21 protein-coding genes are annotated in these 22973 nt (G+C 71.5%); 12 read left to right on the top strand and 9 right to left on the bottom strand.

What is annotated here, in order from left to right; translation table 11 throughout:
• The first annotated feature begins 309 nt into the window (after nucleotides 1-309).
• A complete protein-coding gene (locus tag ACFYW9_RS14450) occupies nucleotides 310-936 on the top strand; it encodes an HD domain-containing protein (RefSeq protein ID WP_389149195.1) in 627 nt (208 codons plus the stop codon).
• Between the two features lie 89 nt (nucleotides 937-1025).
• Here the strand turns inward: ACFYW9_RS14450 and ACFYW9_RS14445 are convergent, their stop codons facing one another.
• On the bottom strand, nucleotides 1026-2051 hold the full coding sequence (locus ACFYW9_RS14445) for an alcohol dehydrogenase catalytic domain-containing protein (RefSeq protein ID WP_351870085.1): 1026 nt from the start codon (nucleotides 2049-2051) through the stop codon (nucleotides 1026-1028).
• Between the two features lie 229 nt (nucleotides 2052-2280).
• Here ACFYW9_RS14445 and ACFYW9_RS14440 point away from each other — a divergent pair, with 229 nt between their 5' ends.
• From ACFYW9_RS14440 to ACFYW9_RS14420, 5 genes are all read left to right on the top strand, one after another.
• Entirely contained in the window at nucleotides 2281-2829 is a 549-nt protein-coding gene (locus ACFYW9_RS14440) for a hypothetical protein (protein WP_389149191.1), read from the top strand.
• A gap of 120 nt (nucleotides 2830-2949) precedes the next feature.
• Complete coding sequence (locus tag ACFYW9_RS14435) at nucleotides 2950-3567, top strand: VOC family protein (RefSeq protein WP_389149188.1); 618 nt, start codon at nucleotides 2950-2952, stop codon at nucleotides 3565-3567.
• 70 nt (nucleotides 3568-3637) lie between these two features.
• On the top strand, nucleotides 3638-5302 hold the full coding sequence (locus tag ACFYW9_RS14430; protein ID WP_389149185.1) for an FAD-dependent oxidoreductase: 1665 nt from the start codon (nucleotides 3638-3640) through the stop codon (nucleotides 5300-5302).
• Between the two features lie 303 nt (nucleotides 5303-5605).
• Nucleotides 5606-6028, top strand: a complete 423-nt coding sequence (locus ACFYW9_RS14425) for a hypothetical protein (protein ID WP_351540468.1) — start codon at nucleotides 5606-5608, stop codon at nucleotides 6026-6028.
• A 76-nt stretch (nucleotides 6029-6104) separates the two neighbouring features.
• The gene (locus ACFYW9_RS14420) at nucleotides 6105-6704 is read left to right on the top strand and encodes a GPP34 family phosphoprotein (protein ID WP_389149180.1); all 600 of its coding nucleotides are present in this window, start codon (nucleotides 6105-6107) and stop codon (nucleotides 6702-6704) included.
• A 56-nt stretch (nucleotides 6705-6760) separates the two neighbouring features.
• On the opposite strand, the gene ACFYW9_RS14415 is transcribed toward ACFYW9_RS14420, so the two are convergent.
• From ACFYW9_RS14415 to ACFYW9_RS14380, 8 genes are all read right to left on the bottom strand, one after another.
• Entirely contained in the window at nucleotides 6761-7813 is a 1053-nt protein-coding gene (locus ACFYW9_RS14415; RefSeq protein WP_389149177.1) for a GNAT family N-acetyltransferase, read from the bottom strand.
• On the bottom strand, nucleotides 7810-9699 hold the full coding sequence (locus ACFYW9_RS14410) for a DUF4910 domain-containing protein (RefSeq protein ID WP_389149174.1): 1890 nt from the start codon (nucleotides 9697-9699) through the stop codon (nucleotides 7810-7812). Before ACFYW9_RS14410 ends, ACFYW9_RS14415 begins: the two co-directional genes overlap by 4 nt.
• Entirely contained in the window at nucleotides 9689-11680 is a 1992-nt protein-coding gene (locus ACFYW9_RS14405) for an aminotransferase class I/II-fold pyridoxal phosphate-dependent enzyme (RefSeq protein ID WP_389149171.1), read from the bottom strand. The genes ACFYW9_RS14410 and ACFYW9_RS14405 overlap by 11 nt, the downstream gene beginning before the upstream one ends.
• Nucleotides 11677-12897 (bottom strand): hypothetical protein, encoded by a 1221-nt coding sequence (locus ACFYW9_RS14400; RefSeq protein ID WP_387296863.1) that lies wholly within the window; start codon nucleotides 12895-12897, stop codon nucleotides 11677-11679. Before ACFYW9_RS14400 ends, ACFYW9_RS14405 begins: the two co-directional genes overlap by 4 nt.
• 37 nt (nucleotides 12898-12934) lie before the next feature.
• Nucleotides 12935-14020: an alkaline phosphatase family protein gene (locus ACFYW9_RS14395; protein WP_389149167.1), complete on the bottom strand. Its 1086-nt coding sequence runs from the start codon at nucleotides 14018-14020 to the stop codon at nucleotides 12935-12937.
• A 50-nt stretch (nucleotides 14021-14070) separates the two neighbouring features.
• Complete coding sequence (locus ACFYW9_RS14390) at nucleotides 14071-14244, bottom strand: hypothetical protein (protein WP_351870059.1); 174 nt, start codon at nucleotides 14242-14244, stop codon at nucleotides 14071-14073.
• Nucleotides 14245-14482: 238 nt separating this feature from the next.
• Nucleotides 14483-15295 (bottom strand): metallophosphoesterase family protein, encoded by an 813-nt coding sequence (locus ACFYW9_RS14385; protein ID WP_389149163.1) that lies wholly within the window; start codon nucleotides 15293-15295, stop codon nucleotides 14483-14485.
• A gap of 161 nt (nucleotides 15296-15456) precedes the next feature.
• On the bottom strand, nucleotides 15457-16425 hold the full coding sequence (locus ACFYW9_RS14380) for a nucleoside-diphosphate kinase (RefSeq protein ID WP_389149160.1): 969 nt from the start codon (nucleotides 16423-16425) through the stop codon (nucleotides 15457-15459).
• A gap of 348 nt (nucleotides 16426-16773) precedes the next feature.
• On the opposite strand from ACFYW9_RS14380, the gene ACFYW9_RS14375 reads away from it, so the two are divergent.
• The 6 genes from ACFYW9_RS14375 (at nucleotide 16774) to ACFYW9_RS14350 (ending at nucleotide 22887) form a co-directional block, all read left to right on the top strand.
• Nucleotides 16774-18042: a nucleotidyltransferase family protein gene (locus ACFYW9_RS14375; protein ID WP_389149157.1), complete on the top strand. Its 1269-nt coding sequence runs from the start codon at nucleotides 16774-16776 to the stop codon at nucleotides 18040-18042.
• Nucleotides 18043-18100: 58 nt separating this feature from the next.
• Nucleotides 18101-19105, top strand: coding sequence for an ABC transporter ATP-binding protein (locus ACFYW9_RS14370; RefSeq protein WP_389149154.1), 1005 nt, complete (start codon nucleotides 18101-18103; stop codon nucleotides 19103-19105).
• Nucleotides 19102-19869, top strand: coding sequence for an ABC transporter permease (locus ACFYW9_RS14365; RefSeq protein WP_389149151.1), 768 nt, complete (start codon nucleotides 19102-19104; stop codon nucleotides 19867-19869). The genes ACFYW9_RS14370 and ACFYW9_RS14365 overlap by 4 nt, the downstream gene beginning before the upstream one ends.
• Nucleotides 19866-20684: an ABC transporter permease gene (locus ACFYW9_RS14360; RefSeq protein WP_389149148.1), complete on the top strand. Its 819-nt coding sequence runs from the start codon at nucleotides 19866-19868 to the stop codon at nucleotides 20682-20684. Before ACFYW9_RS14365 ends, ACFYW9_RS14360 begins: the two co-directional genes overlap by 4 nt.
• A gap of 310 nt (nucleotides 20685-20994) precedes the next feature.
• The gene (locus ACFYW9_RS14355) at nucleotides 20995-22494 is read left to right on the top strand and encodes an MFS transporter (protein ID WP_389149145.1); all 1500 of its coding nucleotides are present in this window, start codon (nucleotides 20995-20997) and stop codon (nucleotides 22492-22494) included.
• Nucleotides 22495-22662: 168 nt separating this feature from the next.
• Nucleotides 22663-22887, top strand: coding sequence for a hypothetical protein (locus ACFYW9_RS14350; protein ID WP_389149140.1), 225 nt, complete (start codon nucleotides 22663-22665; stop codon nucleotides 22885-22887).
• The last annotated feature ends 86 nt before the right edge of the window (nucleotides 22888-22973 follow it).

Below are 22973 nucleotides of genomic sequence, written 5' to 3'. Positions count from 1 at the left end.
GCGAGTACGTCTACCGTCATGACGTCACAAGTTTCACCATCAACACCCGCGCCTCAGCACCAAGGGTCGACCAAGCACCCCCACATGGCCGACAATTGGACCAATACGTGAGGCTCGTCGCGCCAAGTGAAGCGACACTGCAAGCGAACGCAAGTCACGCAAATTCTTGCGCAATTGTGCGGCGCAGCGGAAGCCGATCGTGCCGCGGACCACGGCTCATCCCCTCGCGGACCTGGCCCGTCGAGGAGCGGCCGTCTCGACACCGGAAGGGGAGCGACCGGGACAGGGCGGAGAGGCATACTCGGCGGCATGACTGATCACAGCCCCCACAGAGACCTGACCGTGCCGGTCGCCCCCGACACGGCCGCTTGCGCCGCCGCCCTCGAAGTCGCCACCGCGTACTGCTCCCCCGCGCTGCTCAACCATTCGGTGCGGTCCTATGTGTGGGCCTCCGCGTATGCCGCGCAGCGTGGCATCGAGCACGACGCCGAGCTGCTGTACGTGTCCGCGCTGCTCCACGACATAGGGCTGGTCGCGGAGTTCGACAGTCACAGGGTCGACTTCGACGTGGCCGGCGGGCATGTGGCCTGGGTGTTCGCGGCGGGTGCCGGATGGCCGGCGGAGCGTCGACAGCGCCTGTCGGAGGTCATCGTCCGGCACATGTGGGACAAGGTGGACGTGCGGGAGGACCCGGAGGGTCATCTGCTGGAGCGGGCCACCGGCGTGGACATCTCGGGGCGGCATCTGGACGATTTCACCGCCGGCTTCCAGGCGGACGTCCTGGCCCGGTACCCGCGCGCGGGACTCGCGGACGAGTTCATGGCCTGTTTCCAGGACCAGGCCGCCCGTAAGCCGCAGAGCTCACCGGCCGTGTCGGTCCGGGGCGGCCTCGCCGAACGCGTCCGCGCCAACCCGCTGGACCGCCAGGCCGGTTGACCCCGCCGGGCCCTGTCCGGCAGGTGCGGTCGCGAGCCGTTCCACCGGGTGGCGACGTGACCGGCCCGCGACCGCACCTGCCTGGTCGGTCAGGCGGGTGTGAGCACCATCCGGAAGCGGGCGGCTCCGGAGAGCATCTTCTGGAAAGCCTCATCGGCGTGGTCCAGCGGCACGGTCTCGGTCATCGGCCGGATGCCGTGCAGGACGCTGAAGGCCATGGTGTCCTCCACGTCCTGCGAGGTGCCGGACGGATGGCCGCGGACGACACGGCCGCTGAGAAGCAGTTGGGCGGGGGCGATGCTCATCGGCGAGGGATCCGCCCCGATGACCACCAGCTCACCTCGCGGTGTCAGCCCTTCCACGGTCGCACTGATGGCCTGGGAATTTCCCGCGGTGGCCAGCACGGTCCTCGCACCGCCGAGGGCCTGCAGCGCCTCCGCGACCGGGACGTCCGAGGTGCTGTCGATGTAGTGGTGGGCACCCAGCCGCTCGGCGAACTCCGCCTTCTCGGCGCCGCGGGCGATCGCCACGGTCTCGAAGCCGAGGGCGAACGCGTACTGGACGCCGAGATGCCCCAGGCCGCCCAGGCCAAGGACGGCGACGAGGTCTCCGGGCCTGGCGGAACTGCGTCGCAGTCCGTTGAACGTCGTCACACCGGCACAGGCCATGGGTCCCGCGTCGGTCGCCGCGAGATCGTCGGGGATTTCGGCGAGCGCGTCGGCGGGCGCGATCATCTTGTCGCCGAAGCCCCCGTCGTAGGCCCAGCCGGGGACCTTCAGGTTCTCGCAGACGATGAAGTCGCCTTGACGGCAGCGGATGCAGTGACCGCAGCTACCGCCGAACCAGCCGACCGCCACTCGGTCACCCACCTGCCACCCGCGCTCGTGCACCCCGTCGCCCAGTTCCTCGATGCGCCCGGCGATCTCGTGTCCAGGCACCTCCGGGAACGAGACTCCCGGCAGATGCCCCCCGACGAAACCGGCGTCGCTGTGGCAGACACCGCACGCCTCCACGGCGATTCTGACGTGTCCGGGGCCGGGCTGCGGCACCTCTCGCTCGACGATCTCGAAGGAGCCGCCCGGGGCGGTCACCTGCGCAACTCGGTAGCTGTTCATCGGTCCCTCCGATAGATGTGTGCAAGGGCCTGATTCCAGGGCAACAGGTCTGGGGCGATCACGCGCGTCGAGCCCTGTCCCGGATGAGGCCGCCCCCGGACGTTCTCCTCGTGCGCCCGCGTCCTGGCCGCCGGATACTCGATGCGGGCCCAATGCCTCCCGACCGCAGTCCAGGAGCTGAAGAACATCGACCTTCCTTCCTGGCCCCGAGCGATGAGGAGATTGCGTCATGCGCTCCCAAAGGATCCCGCTGACTCCCCTGGAGGCCGTGACGGCCGGTCTGCTGGCCGGGGCGGTGGGAACGGTGTGCCTGGATGCCGTCCACTACCTGAAATACCGTCGCGCGGGCGGGACGGACAGCCCGCCCGCCTGGGAATTCGCGCCGGTCGAGAGCTGGGAGAAGGCCCCTGATCCGGGGCAGGTGGCGAAGCGGGTGATCGAGGGCTTCACCCAGCGCCCGCTCCCAGATGATTCCGCCTGGCTCACGAGCACCATCGCTCACTGGGCCTACGGATCGGCGGCCGGCGCGGCCTACGGCATCGTGGCCGGATCACTGCCCAGGCCCTCCCCCGTGTATGGCGTGCCCTTCGGTGCCGCGGTGTTCGCCGGTGACTACGTCGCGTTGCCGATCGCGGGGCTCTACAAGCCGATCTGGCAGTACGACGCCAAGATCCTGGCCTGGGATCTCGGCGCGCACGTCGCCTACGGCACCGGCACCGCGATCACCTTCTGGCTGCTCAGCCGACTCGGCACCGGCGCCGTCGGCCGGAGACCGTAAGCCGGCTGCAGGCCCGGTGTGGACCGGGCCACCGTCCACCGGATTCCCGGACGCGGCCCGCGTCCGGCCGTGCGAGTCTCGACATGTCGGCATCTTGTACGAGCGGAGGAAGTGTCAGTCATGGACATGAAACTCGAAATCGTGGTGGTGCCGGTGTCCGACGTCGACCGGGCCAAGAGCTTCTACACGCGATTGGGCTGGAGGCTGGACGCGGACATCGCCCCGGACGAGAACTTCCGGGTGGTGCAGGTGACGCCGCCGGGCTCGCCGGCGTCGGTCATCTTCGGCACCTCGGTCACGTCCCAGACGCCGGGCTCGGCTCAGGGCCTGCAACTGGTCGTGGACGACATCAACGCCGCGTACGACGAGCTGAAACGGCTCGGCGCCGAGCCGAGCGAGGTGTTCCACGACGCCGGCGGCGTCTTCCACCACGCCGGAACGGACGCCCGGCTGCCGGGGCCGGATCCCCAGCGCACGAGCTACGGCTCGTTCCTGTCCTTCAGCGACCCGGACGGCAACGGCTGGCTCCTCCAGGAGATCACCACCCGGCTCCCGGGACGCCTCGACCCCGCGACCACGACGTTCTCCTCCGCGGAGGACCTGGCGAGCGCGCTGCGCCGCGCCGCGGCCGCGCACGGGGTGCATGAGGCACGCACCGGTGCGGAGGACCCGAACTGGCCGGACTGGTACGCCGAGTACATGGTGCGTGAGCAGGCCGGGACCGAACTGCCGTCGTGACCGCGTCTCCGCCGAAGCAGCACTCTCCTGACGGCCACGTTGTTCCCGCCCAGGCGGAAGAAGGCGCCCCATGGACAAGCCCGCGCGGGGGGAGAACGCGGGGTGGGCTCCGGTATCGCTGCTGTCCCGGGACCAGCTCGAGAAGCTGGCGGCTCTCGGATCAGAGTATCCGGCACCCGTCGGCGCGGTCCTCTTCTCGGCAGGTGACGCGTCCTACGACTTCTTTGTCGTTCTGGAGGGAACCGCGGAGATCATCGATCGGCTCGGTCAGCCGGAAGAGCGGCTCGTCGCGTCTTACGGCCACGCGGAGTTCCTGGGCGAGATAGGCATGCTGACGGGCGAGCGCTCACGCTTTTCCGGCGTCATGAAGAGCCCGGGCCGACTGCTGAGGGTGCCGCTGGAGCAGATCCAGACGATCGTCGCGCAGGACAGTGATCTGAGCGAGCTCATCCTCCGGACATTCCTCGTACGCCGGGCGAACCTGTTGAGACGGGGTGCGGGTATCACCCTCATCGGCTCCCGCTACGACGAACGATGCCGAGTCCTGTTGCATTCGTTCTCGCTCAGCAGGACGGCCGTGGAGTGGCTGGACCTGGAGGACCGGCCCGAGGCCGAGGTGCTGTTGCGAAGGCTCAAGGTGTCCCTGGCGGACCTTCCCATCATCCTCGTCCCCGGCCGGCCGTTGATGCGCAATCCACAGCCGGCCGACATCGCCGCGGAGTTCGGGGAATCGCCGCACGCGGTCGACGATCAAGAGTTGTGCGACCTGCTCGTCGTCGGTGGCGGCCCGGGCGGTCTGGCGGCCGCGGTGTACGGCGCGTCCGAGGGACTGACGACCGCCCTCATCGACGCGGACGCCTTCGGCGGTCAGGCCGCCACATCATCGAGAATCGAGAACTATCTCGGATTCCCGGCCGGTCTGCCCGGTGCCGAACTGGCGGCGCGAGGGACGATCCAGGCGGCGAAGTTCGGAGTGCGGCTTCACCGGAACGCCCGCGCGGCGGCCTTCACCAGCGAGGGCGGTGTCCACACCGTCACCTGCGACGACGGCCGGGCGTTCAGCGCTCGCGACGTCATCATCGCCACCGGCGCCAACCACCGGCGCCTGGCCGTGCCCGGCATCGAGGCCTGGGAGAGCAACGGCGTCTACTACGCCGCCACGGTGGTCGAGGCGACGTACTCGCGCGGGCGACCCGTGGCAGTGATCGGCGGCGCGAACTCGGCAGGTCAGGCGGCACTGTTCCTGGCCCGGACGTCCGACCCGGTGCACCTCGTGGTCCGCGGGGACGACCTTGATCGTTCGATGTCCCACTACCTGATCGACGCGATCGCCGCAGACCCGAGGATCCATGTGCGGGTCCACACGGAGGTGGTCGGTCTTTCCGCCGACTCCGAGGTGACAGGGCTTGATGTGGTGGACCGGACGAGCCGACGCCGCTCCGCCCTGACGGTCAGCGCCGTCTTCGTGTTCATCGGTGCCACGCCCTGCACGGACTGGCTCGACGAGCGGCCTGCGATGGATCCCGACGGCTTCCTGCTGACCGGGCAGGACGTCGCCGTCCCTGCGGGCCGTCGCATGCCGCTGCCCTTCGAAACCAGCGTGCCCGGGGTGTTCTGCGTCGGTGACGCGCGAAGCGGAAGCGTGAAACGAGTCGCCGCCGCGGTCGGGGAAGGTTCCGCGGCGGTGCGGCTCATCTTCGACCGACGCAGAATCGATGGGGCCGAAGTCCTGTGACAGCCCCTCTCTTCACCCCGCGCGCGACACTGTGTCCGGACCCGGACACGGTCCGCGACAACACCTCTGGTCCCGGACACGGTCCCACGCGTGCGGGCCAGGAACCTGCTGGTGCGCGCTGCTGGGCGCAGGTGCATTCTGAAAGGTGAGCGTCCCGGTCAGCGAGCCTGCCCAGCAGGCCCTTACGAGGCCTCAGCAGGGCCGGGTCCGCGAACCGGCGCCGGCGAAGCGAGCCAGGCACCCGCGAGGTGCGTACCGGTGGCCGCAGACGGACAAAGGTCATCTCGAACCAGGGAGTAGGTCATGCCGTCCCTACACTTCCATGTGAACTCCTCGATGAGCCCAGGGGAGGTGATGGGCGTCCTGACGAACTTCAGCCCCTCTCGTGTCGACGAGTGGCCCTCCATCGATGCCGAGCACTTCCAGGTCCACGAGCGGGGCGACACCTGGGCGGAGGTGACCGAGGGGAACGACAAGTCGTGGGAGCGCGCACGCTACGAATGGGACCCCTCGGCGAACAGGGTCACGGTCACCACTCGGGACTCGGTGCCCTTCGGCTCGGGGGGCTGGCAGTTCCAGATGACCCCCACGGATGACGGCACCCGTGTCGACGTCAGACTGGAACGACACCCCGACTCGTTCGCGTCGAAGATGAAGTCCTCGATCATTCCCTTCGCCGGTCCGGTGTTCCGCAAGTCCTTCAGGGAACCCCTGCACACCGTGTAGCCGCGAGGCGGTCACCGCCGACCGGGCGCGGTCGGCGGTGACGCACCGTCGTCGATGTCTCCGAGGGGAGCCGTTCATGACCACGGCGAAAGATCTGTTCATCATCGCCCTGGACCTGAAGCATCCCGTGGGGCAGGGCGACCTGTCCCTCGCGCTCGCGGGAGCCGAGCTGATCGATCTCATCGGTGCGGGGGCGGTCGCCGTGGACGGCGACCGCATCGTGCCGGGTGGACCGCCGCCGCCGGGCGATCGATTCCTGGGCGAGGCCGCGGCAGGTCTCCCTCGGCAGGCACCGTACGAGCGGATCGAGGACTGGCTGTGGCGCCGGGGCCGGGACCTCTCGGCCGCGTACCAGGCCGCCCTGGAGGAGAACGGTGAGCTGAAGCCGCAGCGGAGCAGCCGGTTGTCCTTCGGCTCGGAAAGCCTGGAACCGGTCGACACGCCCGCGCGCCGCCGTGCGGTCGACCGCTGGGAAGAGAAGGAACCCGTCCTGACCGCCCTCGTCGCCGTCCTGAGCATCGACGACGAACCACCCGACGACGAGACCGGCCTCGATGACGAGACCGTGACGACGGTGGTGGCCGCCGTCCACGACGCGGTGATGGAGCTGGAGGCCGTACGCCAGCGGCGGACCATCGAGAACGCGGCCTTCGCCAACCTGTGGCGCGGACCGTGAGCCGGGCCGGGTCGTCCCGCCCTCCGTCGCTGCGGGCGAAACGCCATGGCCACAGGTCAGACCCCGGACGGGGTGACGCAGGCGTACAGGCGTAGGGGTTTCATGCCGTGGCGGGTCTTCATGGGCTCGTTGCTGCGGCCGCCCTCGACCCAGCGCTTGCGCCACTCGATGGCCGTGCGGATCTCCGTGGCCCACAGAAGGTAGTTGGGGCTGAAGCCGTCGAGGGTGGCGTGACTGGTGCCGCCCGCCCACATGTGCAGGCGCTCCTCGTCCAGGAGGACGACCGCGGCGGCCAGCGTCAGATCACCGCGGTCGACGCGGACCACACGGGCGTGGTCGCCCAGGGCCATGACGAAGTCGGTGAAGGCGCTCTCGGGATACATTCCGGCGCTGCCGTACTTGGCCGCCGTACGGCGGGTGAGGTCGCCGACCGTGCGCAGGAAGTCCGGGCGGGGTGCTTCGACGGCGGTCGTGACGCCCGCGTCCGCCGCGCGCCGCAGGTACTGGCGGATCGTACGCCGGGTGCGGGCGCCGAGGGTCGCGAGATAGGAGTCGTACGAGTCGAAGGAGCCTCCCTCCGCACTGTGCAGCGGGAGTTGGAAGCGGGTGACGATCGGCGCCACCCGCCACCCCTTGTCCCGGGCGACGTCGAGGACCGGGTCGCCCTCGGGGACGCTGACGAGTCCCGCGGTCAAGGCGCCGTCGGCGGCCGCCAGTTCACGCAGCGCGTCCAGCACGGCCCCGAGAGCACGCGCCCGTTGCGCCGGGCCCGTCGCCCGTACGGGCACGCGGGTGTCGTAGCAGTACCAGTTGTGCCCGAGGAGCGCGGGGCCGTCGGTGCCCTCGATGCCGACGGCGCGCAGGAAGCCGTACGGGTCGCCCTCCTTCTGGAGGTAGCACGGCAGCACGGCGAGAGTGCGGCCCGCGTCGGCGACCGTCATATAGCGCGCCGCGAGATACGGGCTCAACGGGCTTGTCTGATAGGCCCGCAGATACGCGGGGGTGTAGTGCACCGGCGCGGTGTCCGCCGCGGCGACCTGTTCCCACTGGACGGTGTCCACGTCGTCGACGGACTCGGTGACGGTCACGGTGATGCGCGGCGCGCTCAATTCCCTTTCCCTCCCTCGGCCCGTTCCCCTTCGCCCTCTTCCTCCCGCTCCCCTTCCTTCACCCAGCCCGCTCCCGCCATCGCGGCCAGGAAGCGTTCCCCGAAGCCCGGCTCCCACCGGATTCCCGCGTCGAGCTGGGCGGTTCGGACCACGTCCGCCGTGCCGGACACCCCGTCGACGCTCTGGGCCAGGGCCATCGCGGACGCGTAGAACCGGCCCCGGTCCTCGGCGAGGCGACGCGTGAACCAGTGCCGGTCGGACTCGTTCACGGCCCCCATCAGAGCGCGGAGGTTGAAGGGGCCCGGCCATGCCCGGCGCAGGGGCGGGCCCCCGTGGCGCTGCACGGGCACGTGGTCCCAGGCCGCCGCGAGGGTGTGGTGCAGACCGTCGAGGAGGGCCGCCTGCCGGTCGAGGACGCCGGGGTCGGCGCCGAAGGGCCGCAGGGTGTTCAGTGCGTCGCGTCCGTACCGCGCGTGGCGGGCCAGCGAAGTGGCGGCGAGCGGGTCGTCGTCGGGCGGGAGGCGGGCGGTCATCCGGCGTGCCGTCCAGCGGGTGAGGAGGTGGGCGAGCCGGTCGGCCTCCGGGGCGCCGGCCGTCGCGACGACGGCCGCTGCGGACGCGGCGATCGCGGCGGACCTGCGCAGTTCCTGCGGGTCGACCTTGTCCAGCGTGTCGGCGCCGGAGTGGTTGAACCGGTCGGGCCAGTGGCCCAGTTGGACGGAGGGACAGCCGATCGCACGGTCGGCGAGAACCGCGTGATCGGAGGCGCCGACGAACGGGGTCGTACGCCAGGCCCACACGTCACAGCCGACGGCTCCGCTGTAGGAGCGGGCGGCGGCCGGCAGGGCACGCACACAGGCTTCGACCAGGGCGTTGACGAAGTGCGGGAGGTACTCCGGGCTGCGTTCGACGATCAGCGGGCCTCCGCAGCTCCGTTGGTCCTGGCCCACCATGTCGAGGTCGACGGCCATCGTGGGCAGCGGTCCCGCGCCCTCCTCCACGAGCCGGTGGACGTAGGCGGCGAGTCCCACGAACTCGGGTGCCCAGAGGAACCGGACGGGGCGGCGCAGCGGGCGGGCCGCGAGGACGCGCCCGGCCGCGAGGGCGGCCGCGACTCCGGAGGCGTTGTCGTTGGCGCCGGGGGCGGGGTGGCACAGATGGGCGGTGATCAGGCAGGCGTCGGGCGACAGCGGCGACAGGCCGGCATCTCGCCCCGGGGTTCGGGCGACGACCACCGGCATCCGGGCGGGGGTGGTGTCGACGTCGACGACCACGCGGGCACGCTCGCCCCGGCTGTGCGCGCGGTGCAGTACGTCCATCTGGCCGGGCACCACGCTGAACCCGAACAGGGCGCTGCCGCCCGGAAGTTCGAGGCGTCCCGCGCCCTCCTGCCGGTCGGGGCCGGTCGACACGCAGAAGCCGATCGCCCGTTCGTGACGTATCCGGGCGTGGAGTTTCGCGTCGAGTCGCGCGGCCGACGAAACCAGGACCACCGCGCCCGGCGGCCACCCGTCGTCCTGCGCGCGCACGAGAGGAGCTTCGGTGTGCGCGGCGGTCGAGTGGGCGGCGAGGGTGTACGGCTGGGCGGGATAGTCGACCAGCGCGGGCCGTCCGGGGACCGACAGATGCGCGGCGCGCGGGGTCCAGGAGGAGGGCGCGGTGAACGTCCACCACGTGGTGCGGCCGTCGGCGGGGAAGCTCAGTACCTCCACTCCGGCCAGTCCGGCGCGCTCGGCCTCGCCCGCCACGAAGTCGGCCGCGGCGGCGATGCCCGCCGATCCCTGGTAGCGGTCCCACTCGGTGAGCCGGGCGACCCAGCGCATCGCCTCGTCGGCGTCGATCCCGTGATGGATCCCGGCGACGAGGTCGGCGAGGCTACCGGGCATCGGCGAAGGCGTCGAGGAAGGCGGTCAGACGGGCTTCGGAGAGCGGTACGGCGATCTTGTACAGGGGGCCGTCGCGACGGCCGGAGCCGCCGGAACCGGCATGCTCCCCCGGTCTCCCGCCGGAACCGGGGACCTCCCACGGCCTCCCGCCGAACGCGGCCCCGGAGACGCCCTCGGCACCGCAGACGACCTCCACCGGACCGATCTCCTTCACCCGCACCCCGCGCTTCTCCCACACCACGCTCGCGGCCCCCCGCTCTCCGTCCACCGTCACCCACGGCAGGCAGCCGGCCCCTTCGGTGACCTTCAGTCCGGCCCGCCGCAGCGTCCTCGCCACGACCGGCTTCACCTCCGCGATCCGGGTGCGCAGCGCGCCGAAGACGTCGCCCTGCGCGAGGAGGCGGAGAGCGACGGCGAGACCCGCCCCGCCGGCCCCGAGGGGAGGCGCGATCTCGCGCAGTCGCCTCGTCAACCCCGGGGCCGCGAAGGCGAATCCGACCCGGAGACCGCCGCAGCAGTACCCCTTCGACATGCTGCGCAGCACGATCAGGTTCGGATGTTCGGCGACGGCCGGGACACAGCTCGCGCCGGGCCCTGCGTAGACGGCGTACGCCTCGTCGAGGACGACGGTCGTGCCGCACGCGCGGGCGGTCTCGGCGATCTCCTCCAGCCGCTCCCTCCCGAAGAGGTCCCCGGTGATCGTGGGCCGGTCCAGTACGAGGACCGAGGGGGCGTGCCGGTCGAGAGCGGCGGCGAGGTCCTCGAACCGGGTGGTGATCGTCTCGGCGCCGAGGCGGGCGGCCCAGCGGGGCAGGTCCGGGTGGCCGCCGGCCAGTCGCAGCACGGGGCCTGGCACGGCCAGCGCCGCGCACGCGTGCAGCAGACCGGTGGCACCCGCCCCGGCGGTCACCGTGTCGGGCGCGAGGTCCAGCCCGAAGTGCCCGGACAGCGCGGGTGCGGCCATGTCCGCGGAGTAGGGGTCGGACAGGGGGTAGGCGCGTGAGGGTTCGGCGAGGCCGCCGTTCTCGTACGCGCTCCTGAAGGCGGCGTCGACCCACGGTCGTACGAACTCGAACTCGTCCGGCGACCAGCGCAGGTCCAGTGTGGAGGGGTGGGCCTCGTCCTGCGTGGAGGGGTGGGCCTCGTCCTGCGTGGAGCCGCGGTTGTCGCGTCTCCCTTCCCATGCGGTGATCGCCGCCGGGGTGTCCGCCCGGCTCCGGGCGACGAACTGGACGTAGCGCGTCGTCGGGGCGGGCTCCCGGCCGACGGCGAAGTCCGCGTCGACGCGCTCGACGGTGAAGCCGGCGCGGGTCAGCAGGTCACGTACCTCGGCCGGCTGGTACATCCGCACGTCGTCGTGGATGACCACGGGCTCCGCCTCGCCCCGTCGTACCTCGATCTCGCCGGTGCTGCGGCCCGACGCCGTCCGGTACGTACGGCGGAAGTCGGCGCGCAGTCCCTCGGTCTCGAACGTGGCCTCCGGCACGTACTTTCCGGCGATGGCCAGCACGTTGGAGTGGTCGAGGATCAGCAGTCCGCCCGGGACGAGCACCCGGCGGACTTCCTGGAGCAACCTCAGTTGCTGGGCGTCACTCCCCCACCCGAACGACTGGACGCAGACGACGGCGTCGAACTCGTCGACGGGCCATGGCAGTTCGCGCAGCAGGTCGATGCGCAGCCAGTCGACCGGGACGCCCGCCGCGGCGGCCGCGGACTCGGCACGCCCGAGCGCCCATCCCCCCGAGTCGACCCCGGTGACGCCGAACCCCCGCGCGGCGAGCGCTACGGCGTGGCGACCGGTGCCGCATCCCAGGTCGAGGACGCGGCGGCCCGGTGCCGAGGTGTCGAGGACGGCGGCGAGGTATCCGGCCTCGGCCGCGGTGCGTTCGGGCGTGTACTCGTGGTCCGCGACGGCCCAGAAGTCCTCCCCGAAGAAGGTGAGATACCAGGGCGGACTGTCCGGACGGCGGGCATCGCTCATACGGCGTCCGCCCTCAACGCCTCCTGGCGGTGCAGGAATCCGCACACGTCGCACAGGCCGGCGGGGTTGGCCACGCCCTCCTGGAGCACGTACCGGCCCCCGCAGACCCGGCACAGGTCGTCGACCAGGGGAAGCAGTGTGCGCTGGACGTTCTCGAAGGCGTTGAAGAGGTAGTAGTCGATGCCCGGCCACAGGTCGTAGAGGTGGTCGGCCACGGCGTAGGCGAGGGAGCGTTCGTCGGAGCCGGTGGTGAACCGGCCCGGTGCTCCCTGGCGGTTGAGGCCGGGCGCGACGAGCTCCAGGTAGAGCGTGAGTTCCTTCTTGGTGATGCGGTACAGCGGGAACACGTAGCGCAGGGAGCCGAGTTCACGGACCGGGATGCCGCCCATCCGGTAGCCGGTGGTGAACCAGGTGACCATGCTGGCCACCAGGTCGTCGGCGTTGAAGCCGAACGCGACGACCGGGGCGCCCCGCCGTTCGGCCTCCTGTTCCAGCATGCGGCGCAGTACCTGATGGCCGATGACCATGTTCATGTTGCGGTGCTCGCCGGCGACGACCTTGTTCATGACGTCGACGAAGGGCTCGCGCAGCTTGAACACCTCGGCCACGTCGTCGGCGGTGACGACGACGTGGTCGACGCCGAGGCCCGCGCAGGCGTCCAGGGCGGTGCGGAAGGTGGCGGGTTCGTCCCAGTCGGGCAGTCCGGTGATGGTCACCGCGGTCATGTCGACCTCGGGCCACCGCCCGCGGGTGCGTTCGAGGAGCTTGAGATAGGCGACGCTGTCCCGGCCGCCGGAGAGCCCGATGACGACCCGGTCCCCCGCCCTCATGGTGGCGCCGGCGGCGATGCTCTGGACGAACGTCTCCTCGACGTACGTCACGAAGGTCTCCGCGGTGAACTGCTCGGTGCGCCGTTCCAGGGTGCCGCCGTGGTCGAAGAGGACGGACTTGGCGTAGACGGGGTCCGGCGCGGCGTAGACATGTTCCTTGGGCCGGCGCAGTACGTCGAGGTCGTAATGGCGTACTTGGCGCACCTCGATGACGTCGTCGGTTCCGACGACGGCCGTGGCCTCGGGGATCACCTGCCCGTCGCGATGGGCGAGCACGGCGTTCGCCGGGATTCCGTGGAGGCGCAGCACGTCCAGGAGGGGCTGTCCCGGTGTCGCGTGCAGGGTCTCCGAACCACCGGTCTTGTTGCGGAACACGACCGTGCTCACGGGTTCTCCTATCGTGTCGTGTGGTTCCGGGGGGGGATCAGGGCAGGGCGGGGGCGGGTTCTGGTGCGGGGTTCCAGGCGGCCAGCGGTACGAGCGTCTCGCCGTCGGAGACGGATCCGTGCTCCCAGGTCACCGTGGGATCGGGGACGGGGAAGCGGGGGGAGGTGGCCAGGGCGACGACCTCGCCGATGCGGGCGCGGACGACGGGTGTCGCGGGCAGCAGTCCCCGTGCGTCGAGTTCGTCCGGGGTGAGGACCAGGGCGTGGTCTCCCAGCGTGTCGCGCAGTGCGTCGGCCACCGTTTCCTCGTGCCCGGGGAGCGGATGGAGCCAGCGGACGCGGCCTGCGCCGCCGCCGGGCATGCGGCAGTGGGCGGGGGCGTCGAGGCGTGCCCACGCTTCGGCGAGGGCCGCGTCGGGGGTCGCCTCCACCTGGCCGTGGTCGGCGTGGGCGAGGACGCTCCAGCCGGTGTCGGCCCAGCGGGCGGCCGCCGTGTCGAGCAGCGACAGGGCCTCGCGCAGCCGGGAGTCGTAGCCGGACCGGTGGATGTGGTCGTCGAGGTTCACGTAGGCCCACACCAGGGGCGGGGCGTCGTAGGTGTGCGTGAGGACTGCCTCGACCTCGCGCACGGTCCGCTCGGCCACGCTCACCGGGTCGATGGTGAGGGTCGCGGCGGCGGCCGGTGACGGCACGATCCGGGCGCCGTGCAGCAACGCGTCCACCCACGGACCGGTCAGCCGCTCCAGCTCCGCGCCGATCGCGAGGGCGGCCCGGCCCGACGCGGCCGCGCGGTCGAAGAGGGTCGGTCCCGCGTGCAGCAGCGCGGTGCCAGGTGTGCGACGGGAGCCGAAGGCGTACGTGTCCCCGGTGACGAGGTGGGTGACGCGGTCGGCTCCGGGTGCGCGGTGGACCATGCCGACGGCGCCGTGGACGCCGGGACCGGTGCCGGTGACCGCGGTGAGCCAGGCCGTCGTCGACGTGCTCGGGAAGGTGGAGCGCAGTGGCCGGACGTGTGCGTGGTGGAACGCGGACTCGGCCACTTCGAGCGACAGGCCGTCGACCGCCAGGACGCACAGACCCCGAGGAGCGGCGCGCAGGGTGCCCGCGACGACTTCGGTGATCACGCGCAGGTCGGCGGACGCTGTCGACTGTCCGCCGACGCGCGACGCCGTGCTCAGAAGTTCGGCACGCAGTCGGTGCAGGTGGTGCGGAACTTGACGATGTGCGCGGCCTGCCGGTCCGTGATCATGCGCTCGACCAGGCGGGGCAGCAGCATGACGGGCGCCGGGGTCGACGTCCGCGTCACCTCGGTGGGTGCTTTCGCGGTGGGAAGTGGAGCTGTTTGCATGGATTCCTCCTGCCGGGAACGGTGCCAGAGAAACGTGCCAAACAACTTGCCAATTTTGCATGCACAGGTCAGCACACCGCGAGCTCGCATGTCAACGTCATGCCGGGAATCCACCGTCAACTCGCTTTTCGTTTCCCGAATTCGACGGAACGAGAAATTCCGTCGACGGTGCAGGCTTCTTCGAGTAAGCCCCTTATGGATCAGCGGACCCCTTTCGGATCAAGGGCCCCCTCACTGATCAATTGACGAAGATCAGCTTCTCCGCCTCCACGACGATCATTTCCGGATCGGGCGCGTTCGTCAGGGTGTCCGCGTAGCGTTCCGCGTCCGGATCGGCGACGCGGTGGGCACGCGCGACGGCGTCCTCGACGTCGTAGCGAGTGGTCCTGAGCCGGACGTCGGGGCCCAGCAGCGCCCAGTACGCGGTGCCCGGTTCACCCGTGTGGTACGGCAGCCCGACACTGCCGGGGTTCACGCTGCGCAGGCCCGCCACGGCCCGGTCGAACTGGAGGTGCGAATGTCCGGTGACCAGGACCCGCGCGTCGATGGCCGCCGACAGTTCGGCGAACCGCTCCGGTGGTGTCCCCGGCGTGACCAGCTCGTGGTCACTGCGCGGCGAACCGTGGCAGAAGTGCACGGGGCCGAGCCCGTCGATCTCGACGACGAGCCCGAAGGGGAGACGGTCGAGGAAGGCGATGGCCTCGGGCGGGTGCTGTGCGGCGATCCACGACTGACGCGGGGTGTCGGCGGTCCGCGCGGCCGTGCCGATCTGTGCGGCGTAGCGGTCGGCGTTCCCCCGTAGGCACAGGGCGCGTTCGCCCAGCGCGACGATCCGTTCGTACGTATCCCGCGGCTGCGGCCCCCACGTCAGATCGCCGCACAGGACGACGAAGTCGGCGGCGGCGACGTCCGGTTCGGCGAGCACGGCGTCGAAGGCGGGGATGTTGGCGTGCACATCGGAGAGCACGGCGACGCGGGCCGCCGGCCCGTACCGGCGTGGCGGACCCTCCCAGTTCGCGGGACCGTGCAGTTCGACGTCGGCGTCGGTCATCGGGGTCGTTCCTCCTGGTGACTGGGGAGTTCTCGGCCGGATGCGGGCCGTGCGTCCAGGGCTTGGGCCGGACCCGTGCGTTCAGGGCTCGGGTCCAGGCCCGTGCGTTCAGGGCTCGGGCAGGGTCTGTGCGTCCAGCCGCCGGGCGGGGCCCCGCGTGTTCAGCGGTCCGCCGCGGCGGTGGCCGGGGGCCCGGCCGGGCGGACCGCGCGGGGGTGGCCGAGGCGGGTGCCGGGCGGCGGCCCGATCAGCGGCCGGCCTTCGGAGGGGAGGCCCTCCACCAGCTCCGCGGCGATCACGATGCGGTCCCACAGCGGAAGGCCGTCCTCGTCCGCGGCGAGCTGTTCCACCCGTGCCAGCAGCGATTGCGGGTCGGCCGGGCGGCGCGAGGTGTCGCCCGAGGAGTCTCGCCGGGTGGAAGTACCGGAAGGCGTCAGTCGGCGGAGGGCGTGGGTCGGATGACTCGCGTACAACTCGCCCGCCAGGGAGGCTGGTTCGGCCGCGCCGGGCGGCGACGCCTCGGCGGCCAGGAGGGAGAGTGCCTGCTCCCGCCGCCGGGGCAGCAGGACGCCCACCTCGCGGATCAGGTCGGCCGGATCGTCGGGAGTGTGTACGAAGTTGAGGCACATCAGCTCGCAACCGAGCGCCCCGCGCAGTGAACCTCCCTCCGTCGAGCGGTTCTTGGACGACCCCTTCAGCTCGGCGAGCCGTTCAGCCGCGGTCGTCCGGGTGCGTTCGGGATCGCGGGTGTCGCGGAACGCGACGAAGAGGCAGGGCGGTCCCGACTCGAGAATCATGTCCACGGCCCGGATGACCGCCAGGGGCGCCGCGTTGATCTGGTAGCGCCACAGCTCCCGGCACACCCGCGCGTCGACCCGTACGGTCAGAGCGCCGAGGGGTTCGAAGCCGTGCCCTGCCAGGAAGGCCAGCGCGGGCCCGACACGGCGCCCGACCACCGCGTCGGGCTTGAACATCACGAAAGTCGACCGCAGCAGTGCGCGGTCCGCCCTTCCCGTCTCCCAGCCGTCCAGCAAGGCCGCCATTTCCCGGAAATAGACGTCGTCGGGATAGGTGCGGCGCCTTACCGGATCATGAGTGAAGGGAGCCCTCAACCACGTGCGAACCGTCATGCTCCTCCGGCATTCCGCTCGTCCGCCGGGCCCGGGACGGCACCCACGCGGCACGCCGAGTCCACTGTATGCAAAGCAAGTTGCATCATTGTCATGCACCATTCGAGGGCAATACGCTGAGGCTACTTTCGATGACCGACCACATCAAGGAGGGCCCCATGAGTGTCACCTTCAAGCAGGTCAAGGTCCGCCCGAAGCCGGGCAAGTAGTCGTCCGTCGAATGCGGTCGGGATCCGGATCCGGGCCTGTTCGCCCTCCAGCGGTCCTGATCGCATTCCTCCTCGGCCACCACGGAGTCCCCCGGCCCGGGGAACCCGTCCACCTTCGCGCACCGGGGCGGAGCCGGCGTTGACAGACGCACCGACCGGAACGGCGACGGACGTGGAGATGTCGGCCGCGACCGTCCTCGCCCTGCTGGACGCCGGGCCGACGGCGTCGCGCGAGGCCGTGTTGCGAACCGCCCGCGACGGCCGCCACAAGCTCGCCGCGACCCTGCTGAGCCTGTGGGCCGAGGACGGCGAAGCGCTCACCGAGGCGGAGACGGCCGAACTGCGCCTGCACCGGGAACGCGTCGACCACTACCGCCGCGTCTGGTCCGGGCTGCGGACGGCGGCGCCCGGCGTCTCCCTCCTCAAGGGCATGACGATCGCCGGCCTCTACCCGCCCGGGGTGCTCCGAGCGGCCGGTGATCTCGACGTCGTCTGCCCCTTCCACGAGGACCTGTGGAGCTGCGCACAGCAACTGACGGCGACGGGATGGGAGTTGGCGGCCTTCACGGTCGGCCCCGCCAGGACCGGCGACGCCGTGCCCCTGCACCTGGGAGCCGAGTTCCGCAGCCCGGCACCCGAACCTTCCCCCGACCCCTACGCCGTCGGCCTGGTCACCGCGGAGATCGCGACCGAGGTGCGTGCCCCGGCCTGGCAGCTCACCCGCCCCTCCCGCTCCCCGCTGGCCGTCTGCGCGGTCGCCCTGGTGGCGGAACGCTGGGAGCGCCCCTTCCGCAGCCGTGATCTGCTCGACCTGGCGCTGCTGCTCCAGCACCTCGACGAGACGGGCGTACGGCAGTTGCGTACCGACCTCGACAGGACCGGTCTGTGGCCGGAGTGGCGGGAAGCCCGGCGCGCCATGGCCCGGCTGGGCTGGCGGCCCGCCGTGGCGCCGCCCCACACCCGGGCTTCCTCCGTACGCACTCGGCTGCTGCGGGCGATGCGCACCGCGGCGCTCTGGAGCAGCCCGGTCCGGGCGCCCGCGCTGATCGCCCAGTCGGGCATCGAGGGCGAAGGCGGCCGTCTCGCGGAACTCGCCTCCGACCTGGCCCACCGCGGCTTCGGCGCGCGGCGGCTGCTCGGCGCGGGGCTGCCGCTGTTCGGCGTGCCCCTGGACGACGAACCGGCCGGCCGGCTGCGGCTGGACGACGTCGGACGTCACCTCGTCGCACGGACCCCGCTCGGCTCGTTCCTGCTGGTGTCCGGGTCCGCCCGGCAGGAATGGCTGGACGAGGCGAAGGGCGGCGGCCCGGTAATCGAGGAACCTGACGGCGGCCCGGCATCTGGGGAGCCCGGCGCCGACAAGGCCGCAGGGAAGCCCGGCTCGACCTCGGTGGAGCGCGGCACGTGATCCCTCCGTGCCGATCGGCAGACACCGGTCCGACGACCCCCACGGGAACGGGAGCGTGATGGCGGACAGCGGAAACGGCGGAGGTGGCGTCGCCCGTCCGAGCGACGGCGAACCGGCCGTGGAGACAAGCGGGTTGCGGCGGGAGTACCGCACACGCCGGGGCCCGGCCGTCGTCGCGCTCGATGACGTCTCCGTCACCGTGGAGCGGGGCGAGGTGCACGGGCTGCTCGGCCCCAACGGCGCGGGCAAGAGCACCCTGATGAAGATCCTCTCCACGGTGCTGCTGCCGACCTCGGGAACCGCCCGGGTCCTCGGCTACGACCTGACGACCGAACACCGTCGGATCCGGCCCCTGCTCGGTATCGTGTTCGGCGGCGAACGCGGCCTCTACCCGCGCCTGACAGCACGTCAGAATCTGCGCTACTGGGCCGCCTTGTACGGTCTGACGACCCGGGACGGCGTCGCCCGTACCGACGCGCTGCTCGACGAACTCGGGCTCGCCGAGCGCGCCGACGACCGGGTGGAGACCTTCTCCGTGGGCATGCGCCAGCGGCTCCACCTCGCGCGCGGCATCATCGGCGACCCCCGCGTCCTCCTCCTCGACGAACCGACCAACGGCCTGGACCCGCTGGCCGCACGGCAGTTGCGCGAGCTCGTCCGGCAACTCGCCGGCGAGGGACGTACCGTGCTGCTCGCCACGCACGACCTGTCCGAGGCCGAAGTGCTCTGCGACCGCGTCACCATGATCAACCACGGGCGGGTGGTCGCCGCGGAGGCACCGAGGACGCTCGCCCGCCTCGTCGCGCGCCAGGATCGTGTACGGATCCGGGCCGAGGATTCCCTGGTCGCCCAGGTGCGCGCGCTCCCGGGGGTTCTCGGCACGGAACCCGCCGACGACGGGACCACGCTCGTCACGGTGGAGGACAAGGAAGCCGTGGGCCGTGTGCTCGCCTTCGTCGTCGAGCGGGGTGTGACCGAGGTCCGCACCGAACTGCCCGGCCTCGAGGAGGTCTACCTGCGACTCGTGCACCGCAACGAGACGCGCAGTGTGGTGAACCGGTGAGCCTGCTCGCGGCGGCCGGCCGGTTCCAGGGACGCCTGGTGCTCACCCACCGCGACTACCTGATCGACCTGGTGCGTACGCCGCTGCTGGCCGCGGTGTTCCTGCTCCTGATCCGGCACAACGAGCGTCCCGACCTCCTCGCCAACGGTCTGCTCGCCCCCGTACTGATGGGTGTGTGGAGCATGGCCATGCTGATCTCCGGGGAGGTCGTGGACAACGACCGCTGGCTGGGCACGCTGGAGCTCCAGATCGCCGCGCCGGTCGACTTCGCCCGGGTGGTCCTCAGCCGGGTCTGGGTGAGCACCGCGATCAGTCTGCTGACGGTGCTGGAGGTCTCGGCCGTCGCGATCCTCGGCTTCGGCACCGTCCCCGACGTACCGCATCCCGGCGTGTTCACCATGGCGCTTCTGGCCACCGCCGTCGCCACCGCGGGCACCGCCACGCTGATGGCCGCCCTGTTCGTCGCGACCCGGACGGCCCGCACCTTCCAGAACTCCCTGAGTTACCCCGTCCTGCTGCTCGGCGGGGTGTTCACCCCGCTCGACCGGCTGCCGGAGTGGACCCATCCCGTCGGCCGCCTCATCTATCTCTCCTGGAGCTCCGACCTGCTGCGCGACGCACTCGGCCCGGCGGCGGTCACCTCCGTCGCCTGGCGCACCGGCGTCGTCCTGGGCCTCGGCCTCCTCACCGGCGCCGGTGGATGGCTCCTGCTGGGCAGGGTCGTACGGCTCGTACGCGAGAACGGGACGGTGGGGCTGCGATGAGCCGCACCGCCGACGGCATCCGGACGGGCCGCCGCACACGGGTGCTGGGCTGGGCCGCCCGCGCCGGCGCCGCCGACTACGGCACGGTGTTCACCTGGAAGACCTGGCTGCTCGGCTGGTTCGTCCGGATGCTCGCCCAGGTCCTGTTCTTCGCCACCATCGGCAACCTGCTCGGACCGGGGCAGGCCCGCTATCTCCTGGTCGGCAACGCGGTGGCGCTCGTCGCGCTGCACGGCGTGTCCGCGACCGCGTCCACCACCTGGGAGCTCCAGAACGGCACCCTTCCCCTGCTGGTCGCCTCGCCCAGCAGCCCCGCGCTCGTCCTGGTCGGGCGGAGCCTCTTCTGGCTGCCGGACGGGGTGGCCTGCGGGCTGGGCGCCGTTCTCCTCCTCGGTCCGGTGGCGGGACTGAGCCTGAGCGTGGCATCGGTGGCTCTGCTCTCCGTCCTCCTGATCCTCGTCGCGGTGACGAGCTACTGCCTGGGTCTCTTCCTCGGATCCCTGGTGCTGACCGCCGTGGACCTGCGCAACGTCGTGTCCAACGCGGCGTTCACGGTGATGCTGATCGTCTGCGGCCCGGAGGTGCCCGCGGAGGCCGTCGGCCCCGTCCTCGCCGGGTTCGGCCAAGTGCTGCCCCTGACCCACGGATTGCTGGCGATCCGGGAGGTACTGGCGGGCGGGGCGAGCGCGCACACCGCCGCACTGGCCGGCTGGGAGACATTGACCGGCGCGTGCTGGCTGGCGGCGGCGCTGACCGTACTGGGCCTGCGGGCCCGGAGGAGCAGGCGGGACGGGGCGGCCCTCTTCCTGACGTGACGGTCGTCCGGCCGGAAGCGTCCGGTCGCTTCCTCCGGACCTGGTCGAATGGCACTACGGCGACTACGAAGGCCTGTCCGCGGCACGGATCCGGGAGCTGCGGCCGGGTTGGGACCCGTGGCGGGACGGCGTCGTTCCGGAGAGGTTCGGCCGCGCCCGGCGGTACGGCGGCGGCACGGAATCGACTGTGCGGGCCGTACGGCGGCACGCGGGCGCCGCGGACAGTCCCGTACACCCCCTTTCGGCTACGACCCGCGCGCGGAACGGCTCATTCCCCGCGTTGGGCGGGGTGGCTGCTTAGCGTGACCCCATGACCACTGTCCAAGCCCAGCCCGCCCCCGACCACCGGCGGTGGAAGGCGCTCGCCGTCTGTCTGACGGCGGGCTTCATCTCCCTGCTCGACACCTCGATCGTGAACGTGGCGCTGCCCTCGATGGAGCACGGGCTGGCCGCCTCGGAGGCCGCCCAGTCCTGGGTGGTGTCCGGGTACGCCCTGACCTTCGGGCTGGTGCTCGTCCCGGCGGGCCGGCTGGGCGACATGCGGGGGCGGCGCCAGGCCTTCCTGGCGGGGCTGGCCCTGTTCACGCTGGCCTCGTGGGCCTGCGGCCTCGCTCCCAGCGCCTCCTGGCTGGTGCTGTTCCGACTCGTCCAGGGCGCGGCGGCGGGCATGGTCGCACCGCAGACCTCGGGGCTGATCCAGCAGATGTTCCAGGGCGCGGAGCGGGCCAAGGCGTTCGGACTGCTGGGCAGTGTCATCGGGGTCTCGACGGCGGCCGGCCCGCTGGTGGGCGGTGTGCTGATCGACGCCGTGGGCACCGACGACGGCTGGCGCTGGGTGTTCTTCGTCAACCTGCCGATCGGAGTGGCCGCGTTCGCCGCGGGCCTGCGGCTGCTGCCCCGGTTCCCGGCGTCCACGGGCAGGCGCGAGGAGTTCGACCCGGTCGGTGTGCTGCTCCTCGGCGCCGCCGTGCTCGCGCTCATGCTGCCGCTGGTTCAGGAGCAGCAGTGGACCGGGCGGCTGAAGTGGGCCCTGCTGCCGGTGGGCGCGCTGCTGCTGATCACGTTCTGGGCGTGGGAACGACGCCAGAAGCTGCGCGGGCGGGCGCCGCTGGTCGATCTGGACCTGTTCTCCCTGCGCTCCTTCACGCTCGGTTCCCTGATCAGCCTCACCTACTTCGCGGGCTTCACCACGGTCTTCTTCGTCTACTCCCTGTTCCTGCAGAACACGGCCGGATACAGCGCGCTGGCGGCCGGTGTCTCGGTGCTGCCCTTCGCGGCCGCGTCCGCGGTCGGCGCCGCCATCGGGGGCCGGCTGGTGATGCGCCACGGACGCAAGCTGGTCGTCGTCGGCCTGCTCCTGGTGGTGGTGGGGCTGCTCGGGGTGGTCGTGGCGGTGCAGTCGGTGCCTCTGGAGAATGTCGGGTGGGCCACCGCCCTGCCCATGGTCGTGGGCGGGATCGGCTCAGGCCTCACGGTCTCCCCCAACACGACGCTGACCCTCACCCGCGTCCCCGTGCAGCGGGCCGGTGCCGCCGGCGGGGTGCTCCAGACGGGGCAGCGCATCGGCTCCGCGGCAGGGATCGCCGTGGTGGGAGCGGTGTACTTCGCTCATCAGGCCAGCCACGGCCGTTCCGTGACGGCCATTCAGCTCGGGCTGCTCACCGCCGTCGGAATGAGCGTGATCGCCCTGCTGCTGGCCATCGCCGACCAGCGCGTACGCCAGGCACACCCCGAGCCGGAACGGGCCGCGCCGACCGTGCCACGGGGATTCGAGGAGGGCGACGCGGAGGAAGTGGTCCGGCGCGGCTGACGCACCTGACACGGCCGAGCGGTCCTGGCTCCCGGCGCGCGCCGGACCTCGTGGGTGATACGTACAGTACGGTCCCGCGCGCCGTTGCCCGGCGCGGGACCGTACAGGCGACACAGCGAGGACCTCCTGTGGCCGATCGCGAGCACCGACCGAGGGGAGACCGTCTTCATGGTGGGTACCACCGACGCACCGCGGTTCCTCGTGAACTACGACGAGACCTGGGTGGAGCACCGCGTCAGCTTCGCGGAATGGCTCCACCGCTATCTCATCGGCGAAGACATGACGGGACCCAACAGCGCGGTCTTCTATCCGGGCCCCGTGAAGTTGGAGCACCTGCCGATGTCGGCCGCCGAACGCCCCGAACCTCGGTACGGCCCGGACCGGGGCATGTGAGGGCCCACAGCTCCGACCACAGCGCCGGCCTCCGTTCACCGGGGGCCTCTCCCGGGCCACGCGGGAAGGCTGTCGGCGCGGGTGCG

It is taken from the genome of Streptomyces sp. NPDC002698 (genome assembly GCF_042888945.1).
GTDB lineage: Bacteria > Actinomycetota > Actinomycetes > Streptomycetales > Streptomycetaceae > Streptomyces.
Note: the sequence above shows the minus strand (reverse complement) of the source record. Positions and strands in the feature narration are given on the sequence as shown.

Bases quoted from the DNA above. Each gene is read 5' to 3' on its own strand.
- ACFYW9_RS14450 (WP_389149195.1), top strand. From the start codon at position 310: ATGACTGATCACAGCCCCCACAGAGACCTGACCGTGCCGGTCGCCCCC.
- ACFYW9_RS14445 (WP_351870085.1), bottom strand. From the start codon at position 2,051: ATGAACAGCTACCGAGTTGCGCAGGTGACCGCCCCGGGCGGCTCCTTC.
- ACFYW9_RS14440 (WP_389149191.1), top strand. From the start codon at position 2,281: ATGCGCTCCCAAAGGATCCCGCTGACTCCCCTGGAGGCCGTGACGGCC.
- ACFYW9_RS14435 (WP_389149188.1), top strand. From the start codon at position 2,950: ATGGACATGAAACTCGAAATCGTGGTGGTGCCGGTGTCCGACGTCGAC.
- ACFYW9_RS14430 (WP_389149185.1), top strand. From the start codon at position 3,638: ATGGACAAGCCCGCGCGGGGGGAGAACGCGGGGTGGGCTCCGGTATCG.
- ACFYW9_RS14425 (WP_351540468.1), top strand. From the start codon at position 5,606: ATGCCGTCCCTACACTTCCATGTGAACTCCTCGATGAGCCCAGGGGAG.
- ACFYW9_RS14420 (WP_389149180.1), top strand. From the start codon at position 6,105: ATGACCACGGCGAAAGATCTGTTCATCATCGCCCTGGACCTGAAGCAT.
- ACFYW9_RS14410 (WP_389149174.1), bottom strand. From the start codon at position 9,699: ATGCCCGGTAGCCTCGCCGACCTCGTCGCCGGGATCCATCACGGGATC.
- ACFYW9_RS14405 (WP_389149171.1), bottom strand. From the start codon at position 11,680: ATGAGCGATGCCCGCCGTCCGGACAGTCCGCCCTGGTATCTCACCTTC.
- ACFYW9_RS14390 (WP_351870059.1), bottom strand. From the start codon at position 14,244: ATGCAAACAGCTCCACTTCCCACCGCGAAAGCACCCACCGAGGTGACG.
- ACFYW9_RS14385 (WP_389149163.1), bottom strand. From the start codon at position 15,295: ATGACCGACGCCGACGTCGAACTGCACGGTCCCGCGAACTGGGAGGGT.
- ACFYW9_RS14380 (WP_389149160.1), bottom strand. From the start codon at position 16,425: ATGACGGTTCGCACGTGGTTGAGGGCTCCCTTCACTCATGATCCGGTA.
- ACFYW9_RS14370 (WP_389149154.1), top strand. From the start codon at position 18,101: ATGGCGGACAGCGGAAACGGCGGAGGTGGCGTCGCCCGTCCGAGCGAC.
- ACFYW9_RS14360 (WP_389149148.1), top strand. From the start codon at position 19,866: ATGAGCCGCACCGCCGACGGCATCCGGACGGGCCGCCGCACACGGGTG.
- ACFYW9_RS14355 (WP_389149145.1), top strand. From the start codon at position 20,995: ATGACCACTGTCCAAGCCCAGCCCGCCCCCGACCACCGGCGGTGGAAG.
- ACFYW9_RS14350 (WP_389149140.1), top strand. From the start codon at position 22,663: ATGGTGGGTACCACCGACGCACCGCGGTTCCTCGTGAACTACGACGAG.